The organism is Pseudarthrobacter sp. AB1, assembly GCF_014926485.1.
GTDB lineage: Bacteria > Actinomycetota > Actinomycetes > Actinomycetales > Micrococcaceae > Arthrobacter.
In genome coordinates this window covers 84137-104490 of sequence record NZ_PZKO01000053.1, presented here as the reverse complement: position 1 = coordinate 104490, position 20354 = coordinate 84137, and the positions used below count along the sequence as shown (strand labels likewise).

The window sequence follows — 20354 nt, the reverse complement described above, 5'->3', positions numbered from 1 at the left end:
GGTGCCGCACCGCTCTTGCGGGGCAGTGCCGTCCTTGCGCTCAGCCGGTCAGACCTGACGCACGCAAGATCCTGGACCGGTCCATCATGACCAACAGCCGGCGCCGCACTTCGGCCGGGTACGCCAGGTGTCTCCATTCAAGTCGAAGAACCAGCCAGCCTTCTTCGATCAGGGCGTTCTCCCGGCGACGCTCGGCGAGCAGCACTTCCTCCGTCGGTCTGTAGTCGGTATATTTTCCGCTCCCATCAAACTCAATCAGGATGCGGGTTACCGGATCCGCGAAGTCTGCCCGGAATTGTCCACTCGGTGTCTGAATTTCGACCTGTGGAATGAACATGTTCAAACCGAATGACCTCAGCAACAGCCTGGTGCGCGTCTCGCCCACCGATTCCGACCTCCCGTCCAGGGCAGCCAGCAGATCCAGCGCCCGCCGGTTCCCGCGTTTGAGCGGGCTTCCGGCCAGCAGTTGGCGCATACTGTCTATCCTGGCTCCCTTGCGCAGCGCGTGGTCGCCGATCACGGCGGCCTGCTCCAGAGGCATCATCCGGGCGCAGTCCAGGACGGTCCTTTCAATGCCGGTAGTCAGAATCTCTTTGCCATCCATGCTCCACAGCGTTGTCATATCTATGGGTTGCAGGTCCATCCGGTGGGTGCGGACGTCCGTTCCGGTGCTTTTCGTCGAATTGGCGTAGTCCGTAGTGACGTGGACCATGGGCCCGGCATCCCAGACGTGACACTCGTGCAGTCTGGCAGCACTGATATGGCTGTAGCGACTGGCCCCGCCGGTGGACAGGAAGTGCGCCTGTATCCGTAGAGCATCCTTGGTCCATGGCTCCGCACCCTTCCAGTCAGCACTGCGGACGTAGGCGCCGCGTCGAAGGCGCACGAGAATTCCGGCGCGGACCGCCGCCGTCAGGACCCGCTCGTCCAGCCCGGCCGCGTCCAACTGTTGGGTGGAAGCAATGGGGAAGGCTGGCCAGCGCCCATCCAGGAGCACACGGATTTGGTTGCCATTCATGGTCCAAGGTTCTCGGACCAGCAGTGGCCCGGGTAGATTGCAGCCACGTTATGTGGACAACCCCCGACAGAAATATCCGCATCCGAGGCTTCCGGCATCATTCGCTGCCCTGCCCCGCAGGAACGGTGCTGCCCCGCACCGCTTTTGCGGGGCAGGGCAGCTCGTGTTGGGCAGAGCCGTCTTGGCGTCGGCGGCCGCCTTTGCGTGTCAGCTGTCCAGGAACGCGCGGTATAGTTCGGCCGCCTTCTCGAAAGCCGCCTGACCAGCGGGTCCCAGTGGCCGGGTCTCGTCAAAGAGTTCAGGCACGACGGCGGCGCTCCGGGTCCTGCCGGCGCGCGCCCACGTGCCGATCACTTCTCCCCCTGCCACGACTGTCTTCTTGAATACTCCGTTGCCGCCCGGGACGATCTTGTTGGCGTGCTCCGGCGCCAAGACGAGGCTGCGGTCCTGGTAGCCCAGCACAAACTCGTCGAAGCCCGCCAGCAGGAGGACAGACCGCTGTCCGCGCACACCGTCGTCGAGCATTGACGCAGTCTCCGGTGACATCCAATAGCTGGCACCCCCGAATTCAAGCTCCACCAGCTGCCCGCTGACGAGCTCAAACGCCACCCGCACGTCGGTCAGGGGAATCTGCGTCCACCACGCGAAGTCGCGGACGCTGGCAGGGCCGTGGCTGCGGAAGTAACGCAGCATGAACTCAGCGATCGCTTCCCGCTGTTCAAGGTCCCGAGACACCGGGATCCAGTCATCGAAGGCCACCAGCAGCTGCTGGTTCCCGGCCAATAGTCCTTGGACCAACCATCCGTGCCGACACAATGTCCCCAGGATATGGATCCCGCGCTGACCGGTGGTGGGCTGCCCGGCTGCCTCAAACACGTCAAAGGCTTCGGTCCGGCTCACGGGACCGCCGGCCGCGATCCGCTCCAGGGCTACGTCGCGGCATTTCTCGATGTCCGCCCACGTGATGTCCAGTTCCCGGTGCCGGCCGGCAAGGATGCGGCTGAGACGCTCGGTGGTCAGGCCCAGCATCCAGCGCAGATCCTCGGGAGCCACGAAGTGCAGCGTGCCGCGCATCGGCCAGGACCGGACCACGCTGCCACTGTCCAGGGCTGCCCGGACGTCACTCAACCCTGCACCCGGAACGCGGAGGCCGATGGCCCAGAGCGCGGCCTGCAGGTCCTGCGCCTGCGTGGCCGTCATCCAGCGGACCGCATCCTCAACCGAGCCACGTCCGGGGCCGATGAGTCCTTGAGAGGCAAGGCGCAACCTGCCCATCACCTTGGGGCTCACGCGGTTCACGGCCATGTCCTCATCGTAGGACCTTGCCCGATAGGTGTAACCATGACTTTGGGGAGTTTGTGGCACTTGTTCGCGCGCGGAACACAGATATGGCTGCTGGCGGGGAGCATCTCGGTCCTGGCCGGCGTGGCCATCGGCCTGGCCCCGGCCATTGGATTCCAGCCCGGGGGAGGCGGCGGGGCACCCCTGGAACTCTTATTGCCTTCCCTGTTCCTGTCGCTGGGCGGAGGGTACGCCGTACTCTTTCCCGGCATCAGGGTGGGCCGCGGCAAGGTCCGCATTTTGCGCGACTGGAAGATCAATCCCGTCAGCGGCCGGCTGCTCTGGATCCTCGCCCACGCCACCGCCACGATCGGTTTGGTGGCCTGTGTCCTCGCTGGCAGGCTGACGCTAGAGCGCCAGGCCAATGAGCAGCGGTTCCGGGTGAAGTTCAATGCCAAAACGTTCGACGACGCCGGCGCGCACCTCGCGCGCGATGGCCAGCATGTCCGTGGCGCTGGCGGAGCCACGGTTGGTGATGGCCAGCGTGTGTTTCGTGGACAGTGACGCCCGCCCGCCGGAGGCGCTGACCCCCTCCAGGCCATAGCCCTTGCCAAACCCTGCCTGGTCGATCAGCCACGCGGCGGACAGCTTCACCAGCCCGTCCGCCCCGGCGGGGTACTGCGGCGCGGACTCCGGCAGCGTTGCCGCCACGTCCACGGGGACTATCGGGTTGGTGAAGAACGAACCGGTGGAATAAGTGTCCCGGTCGGCCGGGTCGAGCACCATGCCCTTGGAGGCACGCAACCGCAGGACTTCCCGGCGGACATCGTTGGAGTAAGCCCGTTTGCCTGCCTCCACGCCGAGTGAGCGGGCCAGTTCGGCGTAGCGGATGGGCGCGCTCATCCGGCCCAGCGGAAGCTGGAATTCCACGGTCAGCACCACGTAGCGGGGTGAGCCCTCGACAGTGGTCTGCTTCAGGATGGAATCGCGGTACCCGAACTTCAACTCGGAGTTTGTGAAGGTCTTCACCGAGTTCCGGCTCCGGTCCCAGGTGCGTACCGCCGCGATGGTCTGGGAGACGTCAGATCCGTAGGCCCCGACGTTTTGCACCGGCGTGGCGCCCGTGGCGCCCGGGATACCGGACAGCGCTTCAACGCCGGACCAGGCATGCAGCACGGCGTGTTCCACCAGGGCATCCCAATTGTGGCCGGCCTGGACCACCACTGCCACGCCGCCGCAGGAATCCTCGGCGTTGACGGTGAACCCCTGCGAGGCGATCCTGACCACGGTGCCGGGGAAACCGTCGTCGGAAATCAGGAGGTTGGAGCCGCCGCCGATGATGAGGACCTGCTCCCCCGCAGCGTCCGCCGTGCGGACGGCGTCGATGATCTCCGCCTCGCTTGTGGCCTCAATGTACTTGCCGGCGGGGCCTCCGACGGCGGCCGTGGTCAGGGCAGAAAGCAGGGTGGAAGTCACCTATCCACCCTAACTTAGGGGGAACGCTATGAAAGTTTCCGGGCCACCGGTGACAGGAAGAAGGTGGCCACCAGCATCACCATCACGGCCAGCAGCGAGTGCAGGATGCCCACGTGTTCGGCCAGCAGCCCCAAGAGCGGCGGCCCGCACAGAAAGGCACCGTAGCCGATGGTGGAGACCACGGAAACGCGGGCCGCGGCCTTGGCGGGATCGTCGGCGGCGGCGGACATACCCACCGGGAACCCCAGTGAGGCGCCGAGTCCCCAGATGGCCAAGGCCACAAAGGCGATCCACGGAACGGGGGCGAACACAAACACGCCGAGCCCGAACACTGCCAGCGCGGCGCACCAGCGCATCACCGGGACGCGGCCGAAGCGGTCCAGGACCACCGTGCCGGCGAAGCGTCCGATGGTCATGAACGTCACGAAGAACCCGTAGCCCGCGGCGCCGGCAGCGTCGGTCTGGCCGTGCCCGTCGGCGAGGGCCAAGGCCACCCAGTCCCCTGCCGCACCTTCGGCCAGGGCAAGCCCCAATACCATGACTCCGAGCAGCAGGGTGCGCCGGTCGCGCCAGGCCTCCGCGATCTTGCGTTTGTTGTCCAGCGGGGCCCCGGAACCGTCAGCCGGCGCGCCGGCGGTGACAATGGGGATCGGGCCGGTGAACGGGTCCTCGAAGTTGTCCGGGACATACTTCCGCTCCCCCGCGACCGGGGTGACATCTGAACGGAACCAGGCGGCCGCCGTCGTCACCGAGACGGCAACCACGACGCCGGCCGACACCAGGTGCCAAAACACCGGGACGGAGGCGGCTGCGGCCCACGCCCCAAGGCCTGCACCTGCCACGGTGCCGAGGCTGAACGCGCCGTGGAGCCGGGGCATGATGTGCCGGCCCACCGCGCGTTCCACCGAGGCACCCTCAACATTGGCGGCCGTACTCCAGCTGGCGGAGCCCAACCCGATGACGGCAAGACCCGCGGCCACCGCGGCCGGGGTGGCCAGTACCGATGTTCCAAATCCGGCGATGGCCATGCCGCAGCCCACCATGATGGCGCCGGCACGGATGGTCCGTTTGGAACCCAGGCGGAGCACGATCAGCCCCGACGCGGACACCGAGACGAACGACCCCAGCGTCATGCACAGCAACAGCAAGCCCACAGTGCCGGGCGTCAGGTCCAGCCCGTCGCGGATCGCCGGAAGCCGGGATACCCAGGACGCGAAGGCCAATCCGCTGCCGGCGTAGGCAACCACCACGGCATTGCGCCAAGCCGTGACCTCGGCCGAGGCAGTTGTGTTCAGGGTCAAAGGATCATGAAAGCCTGACGACGGCCTGGGCCTTCATCAGCACTTTCTGGCCCGCCGCAACCACGGTGAGGTCAACGCGGGCGGTGCCGGCCTCGGCGTCGAGCTTTCCAATGGCGCCGCTGACCTCGATGATGGCCCCGGCGTCCGGGGTTCCGGTGGTGTCGGTGACCAGGACCGGCCTGGTGAAGCGGGTCTGGAAATCGACGACGGCGGCGGGGTCGCCTGCCCAGTCGGTCACCAGCTGCACGGCGGCACCCATGGTGAACATGCCGTGCGCGATGACGCCGGGCAGTTCCACGCCGGTGGCGAAGGCTTCGTTCCAGTGGATGGGGTTGAAGTCGCCGGACGCGCCGGCGTACTTGACCAGGTCGGTGCGGGTGACCTCGACGGTGCGGCTGCCGATGTCCTGCCCGGCGCTGAGTTCGTGGAAGCTGGGGCTCATGGTTACTGTCCCTCTCCGCGGACCAGGATGGATGACGTGGTGGTGGCGACTGCCTCGCGCGGTCCGTTGCCGCCGTCGGTCAGGGCGAAAATTTCCTGGCGGGTGGTGATCATGGCCCCGCCGCCCATGGCCCGGACACCGTCAACGTGCAGTTCGGCAACCAGGCGGTCGCCGGCAAAGATGGGGCGGTGGTGGATGAAGCGCTGGTCCGCGTGGACCACGCGGGAGAAATCGATGCCGGCATCCGGATCCTCGATCAGTTGGGCATCGGCGCGCTGGGCGATGATGATGGCGAACGTGGGTGGTGCCACCAGGTCTTTGTGCCCCAGGGCCTTGGCGGCCTCGACGTCGAAATGGGCTGGGTGCGTGGCCTTGACCGCGCGGGCGAACTCGCGTATCTTCTCGCGGCCGACGTCGTAAACCTCTGCGGCAGGGTAGCTGCGGCCCTGCAGGTCCGGATTGATAGTCATGGCCTCAAGCCTATCGTTGCCCGGCGTCCGGGAGGGCCTTGCACCACCTTGATATGATGAATTCATCATTCCATCAAGTAGTTTTATCAGGAGCGCCACCCATGTTGTCTCCCGCCCAGGCTCCGCTCTACGAGATCAAGGCCAACCTGTTCAAGGCCCTTGCCCACCCGGCACGGATCCGGATCCTGGAACTGTTGGCTGCCGCGCCGGAGAAAACGGCTGCTGTGAGCTACCTGCTTGCCGAAACCGGACTCGAGGCCTCCCACCTCTCCCAACACCTGGCCACGCTGCGCAAGCACAAAGTGGTCACCTCAGTGCGGTCCGCCAACTCCGTGACCTACCGGCTGGCACATCCGATGATCGCCGAATTGCTGGCCATCGCCCGGATCTTCCTCCTCGACGGCCTGGCCGATTCCAACGAACAGCTCAAACTCGCGCAGGGACTGCCCAGCGAGCATCTGAAGGGTTCCGATTCATGAGTGCCGCACTCGCGCATCTCAGCCGGTTCCTGCCGTCCCGCCGTGACTATGACGGGTTGCGCTCGTCCTGGAAAACGGATCTGCTGGCCGGCATCACCGTGGGGATTGTGGCCCTGCCGCTGGCCCTGGCATTCGGAGTCAGTTCCGGCGTCGGCGCCGAAGCCGGACTCATCACCGCCGTTGTGGCCGGGCTGGTGGCGGCCGTGATGGGTGGCTCCCCTGTCCAGGTATCGGGCCCCACAGGCGCCATGGTGGTGGTCCTTGCCCCGGTAGTGGCAGTCCACGGCACGGGCAGCGTGGCGCTGCTGTCCGTTATGGCGGGACTGCTGGTATGCATCCTTGGAATCAGCGGCCTGGGCCGGGCCGTGGCGTTTATCCCGTGGCCGGTGGTGGAAGGTTTCACTCTGGGAATAGCCGCCATCATCTTCCTCCAGCAGGTTCCGCTCGCCACCGGTACAGCCGGGACCCCGGGGCACAACACGCTTCTGGCCGCCTTCGAGAGCACCTCCCAGGCCACCTTGCCCGCGGTTATTCAGACGCTCGGCGTCGTGGTGGGTGTGGCCGCCGTGATGCTCCTGCTTGCGAAGGTGAACAAGTCCCTGCCCGCGAGCCTAATCGCAGTACTGCTGGCCACTGTGGCGGCTGAGCTGCTGCGGCTGGACATTCCACGGATCGGCACCCTGCCACATTCCCTGTCCGCACCGTCGATGCCGTCCCTTGATCCGGCAGTGCTGGGCGGGCTGCTCATGCCTGCGGTGTCCATCGCAATACTGGCCGCCATCGAGTCCCTGCTTTCCGCACGCGTGGCAGCCGGCATGGTTGGCCCTGACGGGAAGCCCTCCGGGGCGTACAGTCCGGACCGGGAACTCATGGGGCAAGGACTGGCCTCCGTTGCGGCGGGGTTCTTCGGCGGCATGCCGGCCACAGGCGCCATCGCCCGGACCGCGGTCAACGTACGTTCCGGAGCCAAGACCCGGCTCGCTGCGATTGTTCACGCGCTCGTGCTGCTGGCCATCATCTACCTGGCGGCCAGCCTGGTAGGAAAGATCCCGCTGGCGGTCCTGGCCGGGATCCTGATGGTCACGGCAACCCGCATGGTGTCACGGCACACGGTCACCGCCATCATGCGCTCCACCCGGGCCGACGCCTTTGTGTTCATCCTGACGGCGCTTATTACCGTGGCCTTCGACCTGATAGTGGCCATCGAGATCGGGCTTGTCGCCGCGGCCCTCTTTACGCTGCGGAAGTTCGCCACGCTCAGCAGCGTAGAGCGTGAAGAGATTCCAGGACCGCACGATGAGGGGGACGAGCACATCGCGCTCTTCAGGCTGGACGGGGCCATGTTCTTCGGCGCCGCGGAACGCCTCCTGCAGGAAATCAGCCAGGTCCGGGACATCCAGGTGGCAATAATCCGCCTGTCACAGGTCCGGATGCTCGACGCCACCGGAGCCCACATGTTGGTGGAGGTCATCTCCGCGCTGGAGCTGCGCGGCGTGACAGTCCTGCTGAAAGGTGTTCAGCCCCAACACCTCGAGCTCGTGACCAACGTCGGCGTAATCCGCTCACTGCGGCATCACAAGCACCTGTTCACGTCCCTGCCCGAGGCTGTGGAGCACGCCCGCAGCCACGTACGCCGGAACGCTGCCGCTAACGCTTGAGGTTCTTCCGGATGGTCTGGCCGCGCACCACAATCCCGGCGACGTGCAGGAGGAGGCCGAGACCGATCAGGGGCAGGGAAGCTATGGCCAGGCCCTGGTTTCCGGAGATGTTGCCGATCAGGTTCAGGATGATCCCGACGCCGATGAGGCCCATGGCGCCGAACACCAGGACTTTGTACGAGGTGGGCGCTGACTCCCAGAATTCTTTGAGCACCGTGACAGTCTACCGAGCACGTTCCGAACAACGGTTCCTGCACTGCCGGCACGTCCGCCGCGAAGTTCCCCAGGGCGATGGTCCGGGCAGCCGGCCGGCCAACGTCCACCACAAACTCTGGCCAGCAAGCGCGGACCGCGGCCGCGTGCCGCCGTCGTGCCCTAACGACTGCGGGGCGCCATCCCCAAAGACCCCGTGAACCAGATAGCGGGTATCGGTCACGGGGTCTCTCGTGTGCTTTGGGTAAAACGGGTAGCGCTACAGCGCCGGCTGCACGCCGAACGCCACGGCGAGTTTCATGATCTTTTCGGCGCGGCCCAGGCGGGGCAGGTCCGAGCCGTCGCGGATGACGCGGCCGTTGGCCTCGAAGTCGGACATGAAGTCCGTGGCCCAGGCGACGTCGGACGGCGTGGGGCTGATGACCTCGTTGATGACATTCGTCTGATCGATGGCCAGGCACAGCTTGCCGGTCATGCCCATCATCACGGTGATGCCGGTCTGCTCGCGCAGGATGGGGTGGTTGGTGCCGACGGTGGGGCCGTCAATGGGGCCCGGAAGGTTGCCGACGCGGCTGGCAACCACCAGCTTCGCGCGCGGGTAAGCCATGGCCTCCGCGGTTGCCGCCATGCCGGTGTCGCGGCGGAAGTCACCCGAACCGAAGGCCAGGCGGAAGGCACCCTGGGCCTTGGCGATGTTGTTGGCTTCCTCGATGCCGAGCGCAGATTCCACGAGCGGGATGACGGGCGTCTTGCCGTCCATCCGGTGGAAGCTTTCGGTCACCTGGTCAGCTGATTCGGTCTTGGCGAGCATCACGCCCAGCAGTCCCGGCGTCCCGCGCAGCCCTGCAAGGTCATCGGCCCAGAACGGGCTGGTGGCATCGTTGATGCGGACCCAAGCCTGGCCGCCGCCGCTGAGCCAGTCAATCACGTGTCCGCGTGCCTCGTCCTTTTGCGAGGGGTCCACGGCGTCCTCGATGTCCAGGATGATCGAATCAGCGCGCGAAACAGCCGACTGGTCAAACAGGTCGGTTTTCATCGCGTTGACCAGAAGCCACGAACGGGCGATTTCTGCTGGGATGTTGCGCTTAGGCCGTAAGGTCTCGGTGGCGGTGGGTGACGTCATACTGCTACCGTATCTGCCCGGGCCCCGCCAGCGCTAAGCCATGGCACCGGACGTGCCGAACAATACAGATGCGACCGGGTTGCTTCCCACCCGGAGGACGAGCTGACCCACAGGGTTGGGCCGGCTCAATTGCCCGTGAGTTCCGCGTACAGCTTCCGGACGCGGGTGCTGATGTCGTCGCGCACCAGACGCATACGTTCCATGCCTTCGATGCCCCGGGTGGAAGGTTCGTCGGTTTCCCACGTTTCGAAGCGGGTGCCTTTGCGGGGTTCGAGTTTGGCTTCGGTGCCCAGCACGATAACGACGTCGACGGCCTCAAGCACCTCGTCAGTAACGGGCTTGGGGTGCTCCCCCGTAATGTCGATGCCGAGTTCGTTCAGCGAGTCCACAGCCTCGTTGTTCAGGCAGCTGCCCGGCTTGGTGCCTGCCGAGTGAACGGTGACGTCGTTCCCGGCGAGATCCCGCATGAGTCCGGCCGCCAGTTGGGACTTGCCACCGTTCTTGCTGCAAACAAACAGGATGCGGGGAGAGTTGGTGCCTTCGGTCATGAGTTGATGTCTTCTTTCTTTTCTGCGGAGCGGCCGTGCACCAGCCCGGTAAGGAATCCAATGCGGACCGGTTCGGGTGCGGCGCAGCAGCCGCTCTCAGCCGAGCCGCCAAGATCCGCTGCTGAGACCGCGGGGACGTCGCAGCTGGTGCCGCCGTCGGTGGAGCACACCCCGGTTTCGGGGAGCTCCAGGCGAACAGTGTCCGCCGCGGCCTGGTCGCCGGCGAGGGCCGCGGCGACGGACCTGACCTGTTCGTAGCCCGTGGCCAGCAGGAACGTCGGGGCACGGCCATAGGACTTCATGCCGACGATGTAGAAGTTTTTCTCCGGGTGGGCGAGCAGCCCGGCACCGTGCGGCTGGACCGTGCCGCAGGAGTGGAATTCGGGGTCGATCAGCGGCCCCAGCCGGACGGGTGCTTCGACGGCGGGGTCAAGGTTGAGCCGGAGTTCGCGCAGGATGCCCAAGTCCGGGCGGAAGCCTGTGCAGGGGATGATGATGTCCGCGTTCAGGGTGCGCCCGTCGACGGCTTCTACGCTCACGTGGGTATCCAGGGTCTTCAGCGACGAGATCCCCACGCCTGTATGCAGTTCGATGGTTCCGGCCTCGACGAGCCGGCGGAGCCGGGATCCGAGTTGGCCGCGGGCGGGCAGGCCATCGGCGTCTCCACCGCCGTAAACCTTCTCGCCGGAGGCACCGCGCACGGCCCATAGGATGGTGGTTCCTGGCGCTTCCTTGGCGAGGTCGGCCAGATTGATCAGCGTGTTCGCGGCCGAATGTCCGGCACCGACCACAAGCACACGGCGGCCCGCGAAGGAGGCGCTGTCCCGTCCTGTGACGTCCGGCAGCGGAGAGGAGATCCGGCCAGGGGCAGTGTCTTCGCCGATGGCGGGCAGGCCGGAGGTTCCCAGTGGGTTGCGCGTGGACCACGTGCCGGAGGCGTCGACGACGGCGGCCACGGTGTGGTCACGGACCTCGCCACCGTCGTGTTCGACCCGGACGATGAAGGGCGCGGCGTCGCGGCCCCGGACGTGGGTTTTGTCCATGCCCTGGCGTGTCACTGCGATGACCCGTGCGCACGTCTGGAGTCGGGAGGAGATCTCCGGCGTCGCGGCCAGCGGGGCAAGGTAGTGATCAATCAGCTCACCGCCATAAGGCAGTGCCGTCAGACGGGGGGTCTCCCAGCCGGTGGGTTCCAGCAAACGCACTGCTGCGGCGTCGAGGTTGAACCTCCACGGCGAGAACAGCCGGATGTGGCGCCACTGTTCGATGGCAAATCCCGCAGTCAGACCGGCTTCGAAGATCAGCGGTTCGAGGCCGCGTTCGAGCAGGTGTGCCGCCGTGGCCAGCCCAACGGGGCCGCCGCCAATGATTGCGACAGGAAGGTTCTTCGCCGGATCCGTGCCACCCTCTGGTTTTGTCGTTTCCATCAGCTGTTCGCCGGGATCAGGGACTCAATGAGTCCTTCGATGCGGGTCTTGATTTCGTCGCGGATGGGGCGGACCGCTTCGACACCCTGGCCGGCCGGATCCTCCAGGACCCAGTCTTCGTAGCGCTTGCCCGGGAAGTACGGGCATTCGTCGCCGCAGCCCATGGTGATCACGACGTCGGACTCCTCGACGGCCTCTGTGGTGAGAACCTTGGGGATCTCGGCAGACATGTCGATGCCAAGCTCCGCCATGGCCTCGACGGCGGCCGGGTTGACCTTGTCGGCGGGCTGGGAACCGGCGGAGCGGACCTCGATCCCGCCGTTGGAGAGTGTGGCGAGGAAGGCGGCGGCCATCTGTGACCGGCCGGCGTTGTGAACGCAGACGAACAGAACGGAGGGCTTTTTGACGGTTTCGGTGCTCACGTGGTTCTCCTGGGATCAAAACATTGATACTTGTCGATACAGTGAGTATCGGATTATATATTGACGCTTGTCAATATCTAACGACTAGGCGGCGCGCAGTCGGGGCGCCAGGTCCCGGACGCGGTGGGAGATGTCGGTAAAGGCATCTTCAAAGGCCTCCCTGGTGTTCAGTCGCAGTGGATCCGGAATTGACCAATGGATACCGCGACGACCGGAGAGCTCCTCATGGGCGTTGTCGCACACGGTCACAACGAAGTCGTCATCGCGCCCCACATCCTCCAGCCGGCGCGGGGAAACGTGGGCAAGGGCCACGCCGTGGCGGCGGGCGACATCGATGGCCCCCGGGGAAATACTGCCCGCCGGATGCGTTCCGGCCGAGATGCAGGGAATTCCGCTGACCTGATTCCAGAGCGCGGCGGCCAGTTGCGACCGGGCACTGTTCCGCGTGCACAAGAAAAGCACGCGGCTGGCCCCGCGCCCGGCCCCCGGAGCGAGCCCTTCGAGTGCATCGGCGGCGAGCCGGAAGTAGCTGCGCCGCCTGTCCGCTTCTGAGCGGTGGCGGGTCGCCAGGCCCGCCCCCTCCAACGCGCGCAGGTGATGGGAGAGCAGATTTGACGGCATCCCGAGCTCGGCCTGCAGTTCCGTGGGGGAAAGGTCGCCCAGTGTCAGCAGGTCCACGATGCGCAGCCGTGCGGGATCGGCGAGGGCGGCATGCTTGGCAACCCGCGCCTGAAAGGCTTCAGCTGGCTCAGTATTCATTGGTTCAATTTTGACTGAGATAATATCTTGGGTCAAGCTAGTTGGCATGACTTCCAATCAGCCGCCGCTGTGGCGCCGCGCCGTCGCCGAACTGCTGGGCACCGGCCTGCTCGTCACCATCGTCGTCGGCTCCGGGATCGCGGCACAGCAACTCTCTCCGAACGACGTCGGCCTGCAGTTGCTCCAGAACAGCACCGCCACCGTCCTGGGTTTGACCGTATTGATCCTCATCCTCGGCCCCGTCAGCGGCGCGCACTTCAATCCTGTGGTCTCGCTCGTGGACTGGGTCCTGGGCCGGTGCCGCGGAACAGGGTTGACACTGCCGGAGCTCGGCAGCTACGCGATTGCACAAACCGTTGGTGCCATCGGCGGCAGCGTGCTCGCGAACGCCATGTTTGAGGTGGGAACCTCCATCTCGATGAAGGACCGTGCCACCACCGGGCACCTGTTGGGTGAAGTCGTCGCCACCGCAGGACTCGTCCTGCTAATTTTCGCCCTGGCCGCTACCAACCGGGGCGCCCTCGCGGCTCCGGCGGTGGGTGCCTACATAGGCGCCGCCTACTGGTTCACGTCCTCGACGTCGTTCGCGAACCCGGCCGTGACGGTCGGCCGCATCTTCAGCGACACCTTCGCCGGCATCGCACCGGGCTCCGTCCCCGGCTTCGTGGTGGCGCAGCTGCTTGGGGCAGCCGTAGGTCTGGGGCTGCTGCTCATCCTGTTCCCCTCCGCCGCGAACTATGCGGACGACGTCGTTCTGCCGCGCTCGTCAGAAAAGGCCAGCTCCTAGTACGGCGCCGGCCGGGCCGGGCCGGCCTGGCACCCCGTTACCTTTTTAGTAGCCCCTTAACGAGTAAGAATTGGGGTTGTTGGCCTGTCGGTCCCGGCATGATTAAGTCCCCCAGTCATCAATGATCCGGGGGGTGCTGTCACCGGGATTCGATAGGCGCCAGGGGATCGCTAATGGGGACCGGACCAGCGCAATGAAGCACCGCGTAGGTCAGCCGTAACGTGGATGCCGAGCCTTGCCGCCGCAGGACATGCCAACACTGATTTGACGGACACAAATTCTGGGAGGTTTGCGTTGATCAATGACCATGAACTCGTCGACATCTTCATCGGTGTTGACGTCGGCAAGAGCAATCACCACGCGGTCGCCATCGACCGCCAGGGCAAGAAGATCCTCGACCGGGCGCTACCCCAGGACGAGGCCAAATTACGCTCCATCATCAAGGCCGTAGCGGGCAAGGGACGCGTGCTGTTGGTGGTCGACCAGCCCTCCACCATCGGCGCCCTGCCGGTCGCCGTGGCACAGGCAGAAGGCATCATGGTCGGCTACCTGCCCGGTCTGGCCATGCGACGCATCGCGGACCTGCACCCCGGCGAGGCCAAAACGGACGCCCGAGACGCGGCGATAATTGCCGAGGCCGCCCGGTCCCTGCCACACACGCTTCGCTCCATCGTGGTCGCCGACGAGCAGGCCGCGGAGCTGTCGATGCTGTGCGGTTTCGATGATGACCTGGCCAAGCAGGCCACAGCCACCTCCAACCGTATCCGCGGGCTGCTCACGCAGGTCCATCCGGCCCTGGAACGAGTCATTGGCAAGCACCTGGACCACCCGGCCATGGCCGAACTGCTGATCAAATACCCGACGCCGGAGAAGCTGCGCAAGGCCGGCCAGAACCGGGTCGCCGCGATCCTGTCCCGCCATGCTCCGCGGGCCGGCAAGGGTTGGGCTGCCGAGGTGTTCACCGCCTTGAGCGAGCAGACCGTTGTGGTCGCCGGCACCAACGCGGCAGGCATCGTCCTGCCCCAGCTGGCAGCGATGCTCAAGCAGTTACGAACCTCCCGGGACGAGATCCTCACCCAGGTCGAAGCCCTTGTGGAGGCCCACCCTCTTCACACCGTCCTGACCTCCATCCCGGCGGTCGGAGTCAGGACGGAAGCGCGCATCATCACCGAAGTTGCGGGCAAGGAGTTCAAGACCGCCGGCCATCTTGCCTCATACGCCGGACTAGCCCCGGTGACGTGGCGGTCGGGAACCTCAATCCGCGGCGACCACCCGTCCAAAAAGGGCAACAAAAGCCTCAAACGGGCATTCTTCCTCTCCGCTTTCGCTGCACTCAAAGACCCACTCTCAAGGGACTACTACGACCGCAAACGCGCCGAAGGCAAGCGCCACAACCAGACCCTCATCGCCCTCGCACGGCGCCGCTGCGACGTCCTCTTCGCAATGCTCCGTGACGGCACACTCTACGAAGCACCCGGACCCAAGAGCGCCTGAACGGCCGACCTGTCAGCTGGCGGCGACACACCGCTGGCCATTCATCCCTGCCCATAAACAAGTCGAACCATTTGCGAAGAAAACCCGGCCCAACGCTTGACAAAAAACATAGGGACACCCCCCCGGCAGCGGAGCCGCGACGGAACCGCGATGCTCATACATTGATGACGGTCAATATTCGGGCATAATGGGTACATGAACTTGATGCCCCTCCTCGACCAGGCCGCGGACGGCGCCTGCTGCATCCCGGCAGGGCCGACTGCACTGGGGGCCGAGGAAGCGAAGCAGAAAGCCCTGGTCTTCAAGGCGCTGGCCGATCCGAACCGGCTGCGGCTGCTTTCCATCGTCAAGGCCGACGCTTCCGGTGAAACCTGCGTGTGTGACCTGACGGCACCGCTGGACCTGGGCCAGCCCACGGTCTCCCACCACCTGAAAATCCTGGTGGAGGCAGGGCTGCTGCGCCGCGAAAAACGCGGCACCTGGGCCTACTACTCCCTCGTCCCCGGCGCCCTCGACGACGCCGCCGGCATCCTGGGCAACTTATGAACCCCACGGTGATCCTGCGGAACATGGAGCCGTCTGACTGGCCGGCAGCCCGGAGCGCTGGAATCTGGACGATCCAGGCCAGCGTGTTTCCCGAGAATGGACTCAGCCTCCGCCTCCACGAGACCGCCGGTTTCGTTATCGTCGGACGCAGAAACCGCATTGCCCGCATGTCACATGGTCCCCTTAGCGGCCAGTGGCGGGACACGATCTTGATCGAACGCCGCTCCCCCTCCATCTAGTCAGCGAAAAGCCGGCCGGTCCCGGAAAGTACGGACTGCTCATTCCCCAATGACTCCGCATACTCGCGCGCCAGCCATACTGCTGCCCGGAACGCCGGGGCGTCCTGCAATGATGAATCCGTGACTATCGCAAAATCAGTTCTGTTGTTCATCCTCGCCGCCGCGGCCGAAATTGGTGGGGCCTGGCTCGTTTGGCAGTCTGTCCGCGAGGGCAAGGACTGGTGGTGGGCGGGCCTGGGAGTGCTCGCCCTCGGAATCTACGGCTTCGCCGCGACCCTGCAGCCGGACGCCCACTTCGGCCGGATACTCGCCGCCTACGGAGGCGTGTTCGTGGCCGGATCACTGGCCTGGGGCATGATCTTCGATGGGTTCCGGCCTGACCGGTGGGATGTCACCGGCTCCGTGATCTGCCTGCTCGGGGTGGCCGTGATCATGTTCGCACCACGCAACACTGTCTGAAAATCGCCTTGAGTACACATTTTCATGAATACATCCCTGGCTGTACTATGAGCCGATGGAAACCCTTGTGAGTGCCCCGATTCTGGCCCGGTTCGGCTACGCCGTCTCTGACCCTACTCGGGCGCGGATTCTGCTCGCCTTGGCGGATGTGCCCGGATACCCGTCGGACCTGGCCGATTCACTGGGCGTCTCGCGGCAGAGCATGTCCAATCATCTGACATGCTTGCGGGGCTGCGGCCTGGTGGTGGCCGTCCCGGACGGCCGGCGGACCCGTTATGAGCTTGCTGATGCACGGCTGGGCCACGCGATCATGGATCTGTTGGGCGTAGTGCTGGCCGTGGACCCTGCCTGCTGCGCACCCGACGGGACGTGCCTGGTGTGACCACGGAAATTCAAAGTGGGCCGACGGCTGACCGCCGCATTGTCCTGAGCCGCCGCATCCGCCTGTTCGCGGCCGTGACGATCACCTACAACGTCATTGAGGCCGTGGTCGCACTGTGGGCGGGCAACCTGGCCGGTTCCTCGGCCCTCGTCGGATTCGGGCTTGATTCGGTGATCGAAGTCGCTTCCGCGGTCGCCCTGTCCTGGCAGTTTTCCGCGCGGGACCCGGAACGGCGCGAGCACATCACCCTGCGGATCATCGCGATATCCTTCTTCGCCCTTGCACTGTTCGTCGCCGCGGACTCGGTCAGGGCCCTGTCCGGAGGTGACCAGGCACAGCATTCCACTCCCGGTATTCTGATCGCTGCCCTGTCCCTGGCCATCATGCCCGTCCTGTCCTGGCTCCAACGCCGAGCGGGGCGAGAACTCGGCTCCCGAACCGCGGTCGCAGATTCAAAACAGACCCTGCTTTGCACATATCTGTCCGCCGTTCTGCTGGTGGGCCTGGTTCTCAACGGCGCACTGGGATGGTGGTGGGCAGACGCCGGCGCGGCACTGATCATCGCCGGGATCGCCACTCGCGAAGGCCTCAACGCCTGGAAAGGGGACGTCTGCTGCGCCGTCCCCGAGCCGGGCACCGGACCGGTCGATTTGGGTGAACCGGCATCCCGGAAGTCGGGTGTTGCGCAAAGCCATGCTCCCGGGTGCTGCACGGTAGCCGAATCGGGCACCGGCAGGAAAGTGAGAATAGAACTCCTCCACATCGATGACTGCCCGAATGTGGCAAAAGCACTCGAGCAGGTGGAAGCCGCCCTGATCGCCTTGGGTCGCCAGGACCTCCGCGTCCATATGCGGCACATCAAGACTCCGGCAGATACGGCCGGGACGAGCTTTGCCGGTTCTCCAACGATCACGGCAGACGGGGCTGACATCTTCCCCGCCGGGGCGCCCGCCAGCGATCCAGCCTGCAGGATCTACCTCACGCCAGACGGTCTTGCCGGCGTTCCGACCATCGATCAGGTGATGGAAGCACTGACGAACCATGGCCTCTGACGCTTACCACCAGTGTTCCTCCTTGCCGTGGCCAACTCATAAGGCTTCCCCCGTGATCGAGCCTGAAGAGATATCGTCGAAACTTTGGATCTCGACAGGCTCGATCACCGGGGCTCAGGGAAGGTTGCGGCCCCGCGCCGCAATCCACAGCCCGTACCAGTCTGCCCGGGTCATGGCGTCCGCAATGCGGGCGGCGTCCGCGCAGGCCGCGATTCGCGGCGTATTTACGGTGCCGATCACGGGCGCAATGCCGGCCGGATGCTTCATCAGCCATCCGAGAAGGACAGCCTCCCCCGTGGTGCCGTACTGACCGGCAAGCTCCGCAACCATCGCGGCCGCGGCAGTCTCGGCCGCCGTCGGGTTTTCCGGAGTTGCCCCGGTGTACAGGCCCTGCGCCAGCGCACCGTAAGCCTGCACGGTGACGCCGTTGCTGCTGCAGTATTCCAGGGTCCCGTGCGGGAAGCTGTAATCCACCGACTCCGGATGGTTCACCAGCACCTGGCTCTCCAGCCAGGCCCGCTTCAGCAGGCTCATCTCCAGCTGGTTGGCCACCATCGGCACCTCCAGCCGTTCCTGCAGCGCCTCGATCTGCGCGCCGGACATGTTGGACACCCCTAGCGCCCGTACCTTGCCGTCAGCCAAGAGTTGCCCGACGGCGGCTGCCACCTCCGCCAGGTCCGTCAGGGGATCCGGGCGGTGCAGCAGGAGGACATCCACGTAGTCCGTCTGCAGCCTTTTCAGGCTGCCGTCCACGCGCTCCAGGATGGCTTCCCGGCTGAGGTCATAGTGCGTGGCCAGCCCGCGTTCGCGGAGCCGGATGCCGCACTTCGTCTGCAGCCGGATCCGGTCACGCAGTCCGGGCGTTGCCGCCAGCACCTCGCCGAACACCGCCTCAGACTTGCCGCTGCGGTAGATGTCCGCGTGGTCGAACAGCGTAATGCCGGCGTCCAGCGCGGCCTCGACGGCGGCAGCGGCTTCGACCACATGTTCCTCACCATGCGGTTCGTCGGTCCAGCTGCCGCCCAGGCCCATGCAACCGTAGATGAGTTCCTGCATCAGCGCAGCCAGGCGGTGCTGTTGGCGCCCAGCTTGCCGTCTTCCAGCGCAGAGCTGCTCACAAGCAGCGCTCCCGCCGGCAGTTCGACGGCGGTGTCCCCGAAGTTGGTAACGGACTGCCAGCCGCCGGGGCGGCGGAAATGCAGGACATCCGTGGAACCGGTCTCCACCCATTCCAGCTCCTCTCCGGCTTGGAGTTCCCGGCGCAGCTTCAGGGCCGTGCGGTACAGCTCCAGGGTGGAGTTTTCGGTCCCGTCCTGTGCCTCCACCGCGTACTTGCTGAACCAATCCGGCTGCGGCAGGTGCGCGCCGCCCTGGCCGAAACCGAACGATGTCCCCTCGACCTTCCACGGCAGGGGCACGCGGCAGCCGTCACGGCCCACCTCAACGCCCCTGTTCCGGAAGAAGGCGGGGTCCTGGCGCTCGGCGTCCGGAATCTCCGCCACTTCCTGCAGGCCCAGTTCCTCGCCCTGGTACAGGTAGGCCGACCCGGGCACAGCGAGCATGAGCAGGGTTGCGGCGCGGGCACGGCGCTCGCCAAGGTGCACGTCGAGTTCGTCCTTAGGGCCACCGGCCAGCAGCCAGCCCTTGCCGTCCTGGCCCTTGGCGTGCTTCTTGCCCTTGGACGCCTTGGGCAGGCCATAGCGCGTGGCATGGCGGACGACGTCGTGGTTGGAGAATACCCAGGTGGAGGACGCACCCGTCGCGGCAGCCTCAGCGAGGTTGCGGGTGATGATTTCGCGGAAATCCTCGGCATCGAAGTCGGCCTGGAGCAGGTCGAAGTTGAAGGCCTGGCCCAGGCCCTCAGGGCTGGCGTAGCGGGCGCGGCGCGTGGCATGCACCCATGCTTCCGCGACGGCGGTGCGTGGCGGGTTGTATTCGTTGAAGACCTCGCGCCATTCGAGGTAGATGTCGTGGACGTCGTCCCGGTCCCAGAAGGGGTGCGAACCGTCGTCGAACCCGTCCGTCCCCGAGTTGGCCTCGGTCAGCTCCAGCTTGGAGAGAAGCGGCTCGGTGAGGTCCTTGGTGAGGGCATGGGCAACGTCCACGCGGAATCCGTCCACGCCACGGTCGGACCAGAAGCGCAGGGTCTTGAGGAAGTCATCGCGGACCTCGCGGCTGGCCCAGTTCAGGTCCGGCTGCTCCTTGGCGAAGATGTGCATGTACCACTGGCCGGGAGTTCCGTCGGGCTCGGTGATGCGTTCCCAGGCCGGTCCGCCGAAGACGGAGTCCCAGTCCGACGGCGGAAATTCGCCGTTGGGTCCTTTGCCGTCACGGAAGATGTAGCGCTCGCGCGCGGCGGAACCCTTCGGCGAGGCGAGCGCCTCCTTGAACCAGTTGTGCCGGTTCGAGGAGTGGTTGGGGACGATGTCGGCGATCAGCTTAATGCCGGCGGCGTGCAGCGCTTTGGCCATCTCGTCGAAGTCCGCCAGCGTGCCCAGTTTGGGGTCCACGTCGCGGTAGTCGTCAACATCGTATCCACCATCGGCGAGGGCTGACGGGTAGAACGGGCTGAGCCATACGGCGTCGATGCCCAGTTCCCTCAGGTACGGGACCTTGGCCGTGATGCCCTTGATGTCACCCATGCCGTCCCCGTTTGAATCGGAGAAACTGCGGGGATAGATCTGGTAGACCGCGGCCTGGCGCCACCAGTTGGGATCGCTCATGCGGTCAGAGTCGGACAGGGTTGCCAGAGTGGCGATGGTGGGCAAAGGATGATCC

At 65.6% G+C, this 20354-nt stretch carries 21 protein-coding genes and 2 pseudogenes; 9 read left to right on the top strand and 14 right to left on the bottom strand.

What is annotated here, in order from left to right:
* Positions 1 to 40: 40 nt before the first annotated feature.
* The 6 genes from DAD99_RS13615 to DAD99_RS13590 all read right to left on the bottom strand — a co-directional run bounded on the left by DAD99_RS13615 (position 41) and on the right by DAD99_RS13590 (position 5988).
* Complete coding sequence (locus DAD99_RS13615) at positions 41 to 1018, bottom strand: type IV toxin-antitoxin system AbiEi family antitoxin domain-containing protein (protein WP_193341980.1); 978 nt, start codon at positions 1016 to 1018, stop codon at positions 41 to 43.
* Between the two features lie 207 nt (positions 1019 to 1225).
* Positions 1226 to 2323: a winged helix DNA-binding domain-containing protein gene (locus tag DAD99_RS13610; protein ID WP_193341979.1), complete on the bottom strand. Its 1098-nt coding sequence runs from the start codon at positions 2321 to 2323 to the stop codon at positions 1226 to 1228.
* Positions 2324 to 2707: 384 nt separating this feature from the next.
* Positions 2708 to 3775, bottom strand: coding sequence for a UDP-N-acetylmuramate dehydrogenase (locus tag DAD99_RS13605; RefSeq protein WP_193341978.1), 1068 nt, complete (start codon positions 3773 to 3775; stop codon positions 2708 to 2710).
* 26 nt (positions 3776 to 3801) lie between these two features.
* The gene (locus tag DAD99_RS13600) at positions 3802 to 5076 is read right to left on the bottom strand and encodes a sugar MFS transporter (protein WP_375372236.1); all 1275 of its coding nucleotides are present in this window, start codon (positions 5074 to 5076) and stop codon (positions 3802 to 3804) included.
* A gap of 4 nt (positions 5077 to 5080) precedes the next feature.
* Positions 5081 to 5518 carry a MaoC family dehydratase gene (locus tag DAD99_RS13595; protein ID WP_193341977.1) on the bottom strand — a complete coding sequence of 146 codons (438 nt, stop codon included), beginning with the start codon at positions 5516 to 5518 and terminating at the stop codon, positions 5081 to 5083.
* A 2-nt stretch (positions 5519 to 5520) separates the two neighbouring features.
* A complete protein-coding gene (locus DAD99_RS13590) occupies positions 5521 to 5988 on the bottom strand; it encodes a MaoC family dehydratase N-terminal domain-containing protein (RefSeq protein WP_058931676.1) in 468 nt (155 codons plus the stop codon).
* 101 nt (positions 5989 to 6089) lie between these two features.
* Here DAD99_RS13590 and DAD99_RS13585 point away from each other — a divergent pair, with 101 nt between their 5' ends.
* The gene (locus DAD99_RS13585; protein WP_193341976.1) at positions 6090 to 6467 is read left to right on the top strand and encodes a metalloregulator ArsR/SmtB family transcription factor; all 378 of its coding nucleotides are present in this window, start codon (positions 6090 to 6092) and stop codon (positions 6465 to 6467) included.
* On the top strand, positions 6464 to 8125 hold the full coding sequence (locus DAD99_RS13580) for a SulP family inorganic anion transporter (RefSeq protein ID WP_193341975.1): 1662 nt from the start codon (positions 6464 to 6466) through the stop codon (positions 8123 to 8125). Before DAD99_RS13585 ends, DAD99_RS13580 begins: the two co-directional genes overlap by 4 nt.
* Here DAD99_RS13580 and DAD99_RS13575 read toward each other — a convergent pair.
* The 6 genes from DAD99_RS13575 to DAD99_RS13550 all read right to left on the bottom strand — a co-directional run bounded on the left by DAD99_RS13575 (position 8115) and on the right by DAD99_RS13550 (position 12617).
* Positions 8115 to 8339: a DUF3188 domain-containing protein gene (locus DAD99_RS13575; RefSeq protein ID WP_193341974.1), complete on the bottom strand. Its 225-nt coding sequence runs from the start codon at positions 8337 to 8339 to the stop codon at positions 8115 to 8117. The two genes, DAD99_RS13580 and DAD99_RS13575, sit on opposite strands and share 11 nt — an antisense overlap.
* Positions 8340 to 8597: 258 nt before the next feature.
* On the bottom strand, positions 8598 to 9461 hold the full coding sequence (locus tag DAD99_RS13570; RefSeq protein ID WP_185261265.1) for a CoA ester lyase: 864 nt from the start codon (positions 9459 to 9461) through the stop codon (positions 8598 to 8600).
* Between the two features lie 125 nt (positions 9462 to 9586).
* A complete protein-coding gene (locus DAD99_RS13565; protein ID WP_193341973.1) occupies positions 9587 to 10009 on the bottom strand; it encodes a low molecular weight phosphatase family protein in 423 nt (140 codons plus the stop codon).
* The gene (locus DAD99_RS13560) at positions 10006 to 11436 is read right to left on the bottom strand and encodes an FAD-dependent oxidoreductase (protein ID WP_193341972.1); all 1431 of its coding nucleotides are present in this window, start codon (positions 11434 to 11436) and stop codon (positions 10006 to 10008) included. Before DAD99_RS13560 ends, DAD99_RS13565 begins: the two co-directional genes overlap by 4 nt.
* Positions 11436 to 11858: an arsenate reductase ArsC gene (locus DAD99_RS13555; RefSeq protein WP_193341971.1), complete on the bottom strand. Its 423-nt coding sequence runs from the start codon at positions 11856 to 11858 to the stop codon at positions 11436 to 11438. Before DAD99_RS13555 ends, DAD99_RS13560 begins: the two co-directional genes overlap by 1 nt.
* Before the next feature lie 84 nt (positions 11859 to 11942).
* A complete protein-coding gene (locus tag DAD99_RS13550) occupies positions 11943 to 12617 on the bottom strand; it encodes a helix-turn-helix domain-containing protein (protein ID WP_185261269.1) in 675 nt (224 codons plus the stop codon).
* A 46-nt stretch (positions 12618 to 12663) separates the two neighbouring features.
* Between DAD99_RS13550 and DAD99_RS13545 the strand changes: the two genes are divergently transcribed.
* The 7 genes and pseudogenes from DAD99_RS13545 to DAD99_RS13520 all read left to right on the top strand — a co-directional run.
* Entirely contained in the window at positions 12664 to 13404 is a 741-nt protein-coding gene (locus DAD99_RS13545) for an MIP/aquaporin family protein (protein ID WP_193341970.1), read from the top strand.
* A 225-nt stretch (positions 13405 to 13629) separates the two neighbouring features.
* Positions 13630 to 14898, top strand: coding sequence for an IS110 family transposase (locus tag DAD99_RS13540; protein ID WP_375372233.1), 1269 nt, complete (start codon positions 13630 to 13632; stop codon positions 14896 to 14898).
* Positions 14899 to 15093: 195 nt separating this feature from the next.
* Positions 15094 to 15444, top strand: coding sequence for a metalloregulator ArsR/SmtB family transcription factor (locus DAD99_RS13535; protein WP_193341969.1), 351 nt, complete (start codon positions 15094 to 15096; stop codon positions 15442 to 15444).
* 47 nt (positions 15445 to 15491) lie between these two features.
* Positions 15492 to 15683 (top strand): annotated as a pseudogene (locus DAD99_RS21800) (GNAT family N-acetyltransferase); the annotation flags it as partial.
* 120 nt (positions 15684 to 15803) lie between these two features.
* Positions 15804 to 16142, top strand: coding sequence for a YnfA family protein (locus tag DAD99_RS13530; protein ID WP_193341968.1), 339 nt, complete (start codon positions 15804 to 15806; stop codon positions 16140 to 16142).
* A gap of 55 nt (positions 16143 to 16197) precedes the next feature.
* Positions 16198 to 16524, top strand: a complete 327-nt coding sequence (locus DAD99_RS13525) for a helix-turn-helix transcriptional regulator (protein WP_193341967.1) — start codon at positions 16198 to 16200, stop codon at positions 16522 to 16524.
* Positions 16521 to 17151: pseudogene (locus tag DAD99_RS13520) on the top strand (cation diffusion facilitator family transporter); the annotation flags it as partial. The gene DAD99_RS13525 and the pseudogene DAD99_RS13520, both read left to right, overlap by 4 nt.
* 539 nt (positions 17152 to 17690) lie before the next feature.
* Here DAD99_RS13520 and DAD99_RS13515 read toward each other — a convergent pair.
* Positions 17691 to 18632 (bottom strand): aldo/keto reductase family oxidoreductase, encoded by a 942-nt coding sequence (locus tag DAD99_RS13515; protein WP_193341966.1) that lies wholly within the window; start codon positions 18630 to 18632, stop codon positions 17691 to 17693.
* Positions 18632 to 20344, bottom strand: coding sequence for a glycoside hydrolase family 13 protein (locus DAD99_RS13510; RefSeq protein WP_193341965.1), 1713 nt, complete (start codon positions 20342 to 20344; stop codon positions 18632 to 18634). Before DAD99_RS13510 ends, DAD99_RS13515 begins: the two co-directional genes overlap by 1 nt.
* Between the last annotated feature and the right edge of the window lie 10 nt (positions 20345 to 20354).

Coding starts and splice junctions, on each gene's coding strand:
- DAD99_RS13570 (WP_185261265.1), bottom strand. CDS start 9,461: ATGACGTCACCCACCGCCACCGAGACCTTACGGCCTAAGCGCAACATC.
- DAD99_RS13545 (WP_193341970.1), top strand. CDS start 12,664: ATGACTTCCAATCAGCCGCCGCTGTGGCGCCGCGCCGTCGCCGAACTG.
- DAD99_RS13550 (WP_185261269.1), bottom strand. CDS start 12,617: ATGAATACTGAGCCAGCTGAAGCCTTTCAGGCGCGGGTTGCCAAGCAT.
- DAD99_RS13515 (WP_193341966.1), bottom strand. CDS start 18,632: ATGCAGGAACTCATCTACGGTTGCATGGGCCTGGGCGGCAGCTGGACC.
- DAD99_RS13610 (WP_193341979.1), bottom strand. CDS start 2,323: ATGGCCGTGAACCGCGTGAGCCCCAAGGTGATGGGCAGGTTGCGCCTT.
- DAD99_RS13565 (WP_193341973.1), bottom strand. CDS start 10,009: ATGACCGAAGGCACCAACTCTCCCCGCATCCTGTTTGTTTGCAGCAAG.
- DAD99_RS13585 (WP_193341976.1), top strand. CDS start 6,090: ATGTTGTCTCCCGCCCAGGCTCCGCTCTACGAGATCAAGGCCAACCTG.
- DAD99_RS13590 (WP_058931676.1), bottom strand. CDS start 5,988: ATGACTATCAATCCGGACCTGCAGGGCCGCAGCTACCCTGCCGCAGAG.
- DAD99_RS13535 (WP_193341969.1), top strand. CDS start 15,094: ATGAACTTGATGCCCCTCCTCGACCAGGCCGCGGACGGCGCCTGCTGC.
- DAD99_RS13540 (WP_375372233.1), top strand. CDS start 13,630: ATGCCGAGCCTTGCCGCCGCAGGACATGCCAACACTGATTTGACGGAC.
- DAD99_RS13580 (WP_193341975.1), top strand. CDS start 6,464: ATGAGTGCCGCACTCGCGCATCTCAGCCGGTTCCTGCCGTCCCGCCGT.
- DAD99_RS13525 (WP_193341967.1), top strand. CDS start 16,198: ATGGAAACCCTTGTGAGTGCCCCGATTCTGGCCCGGTTCGGCTACGCC.
- DAD99_RS13615 (WP_193341980.1), bottom strand. CDS start 1,018: ATGAATGGCAACCAAATCCGTGTGCTCCTGGATGGGCGCTGGCCAGCC.
- DAD99_RS13560 (WP_193341972.1), bottom strand. CDS start 11,436: ATGGAAACGACAAAACCAGAGGGTGGCACGGATCCGGCGAAGAACCTT.
- DAD99_RS13595 (WP_193341977.1), bottom strand. CDS start 5,518: ATGAGCCCCAGCTTCCACGAACTCAGCGCCGGGCAGGACATCGGCAGC.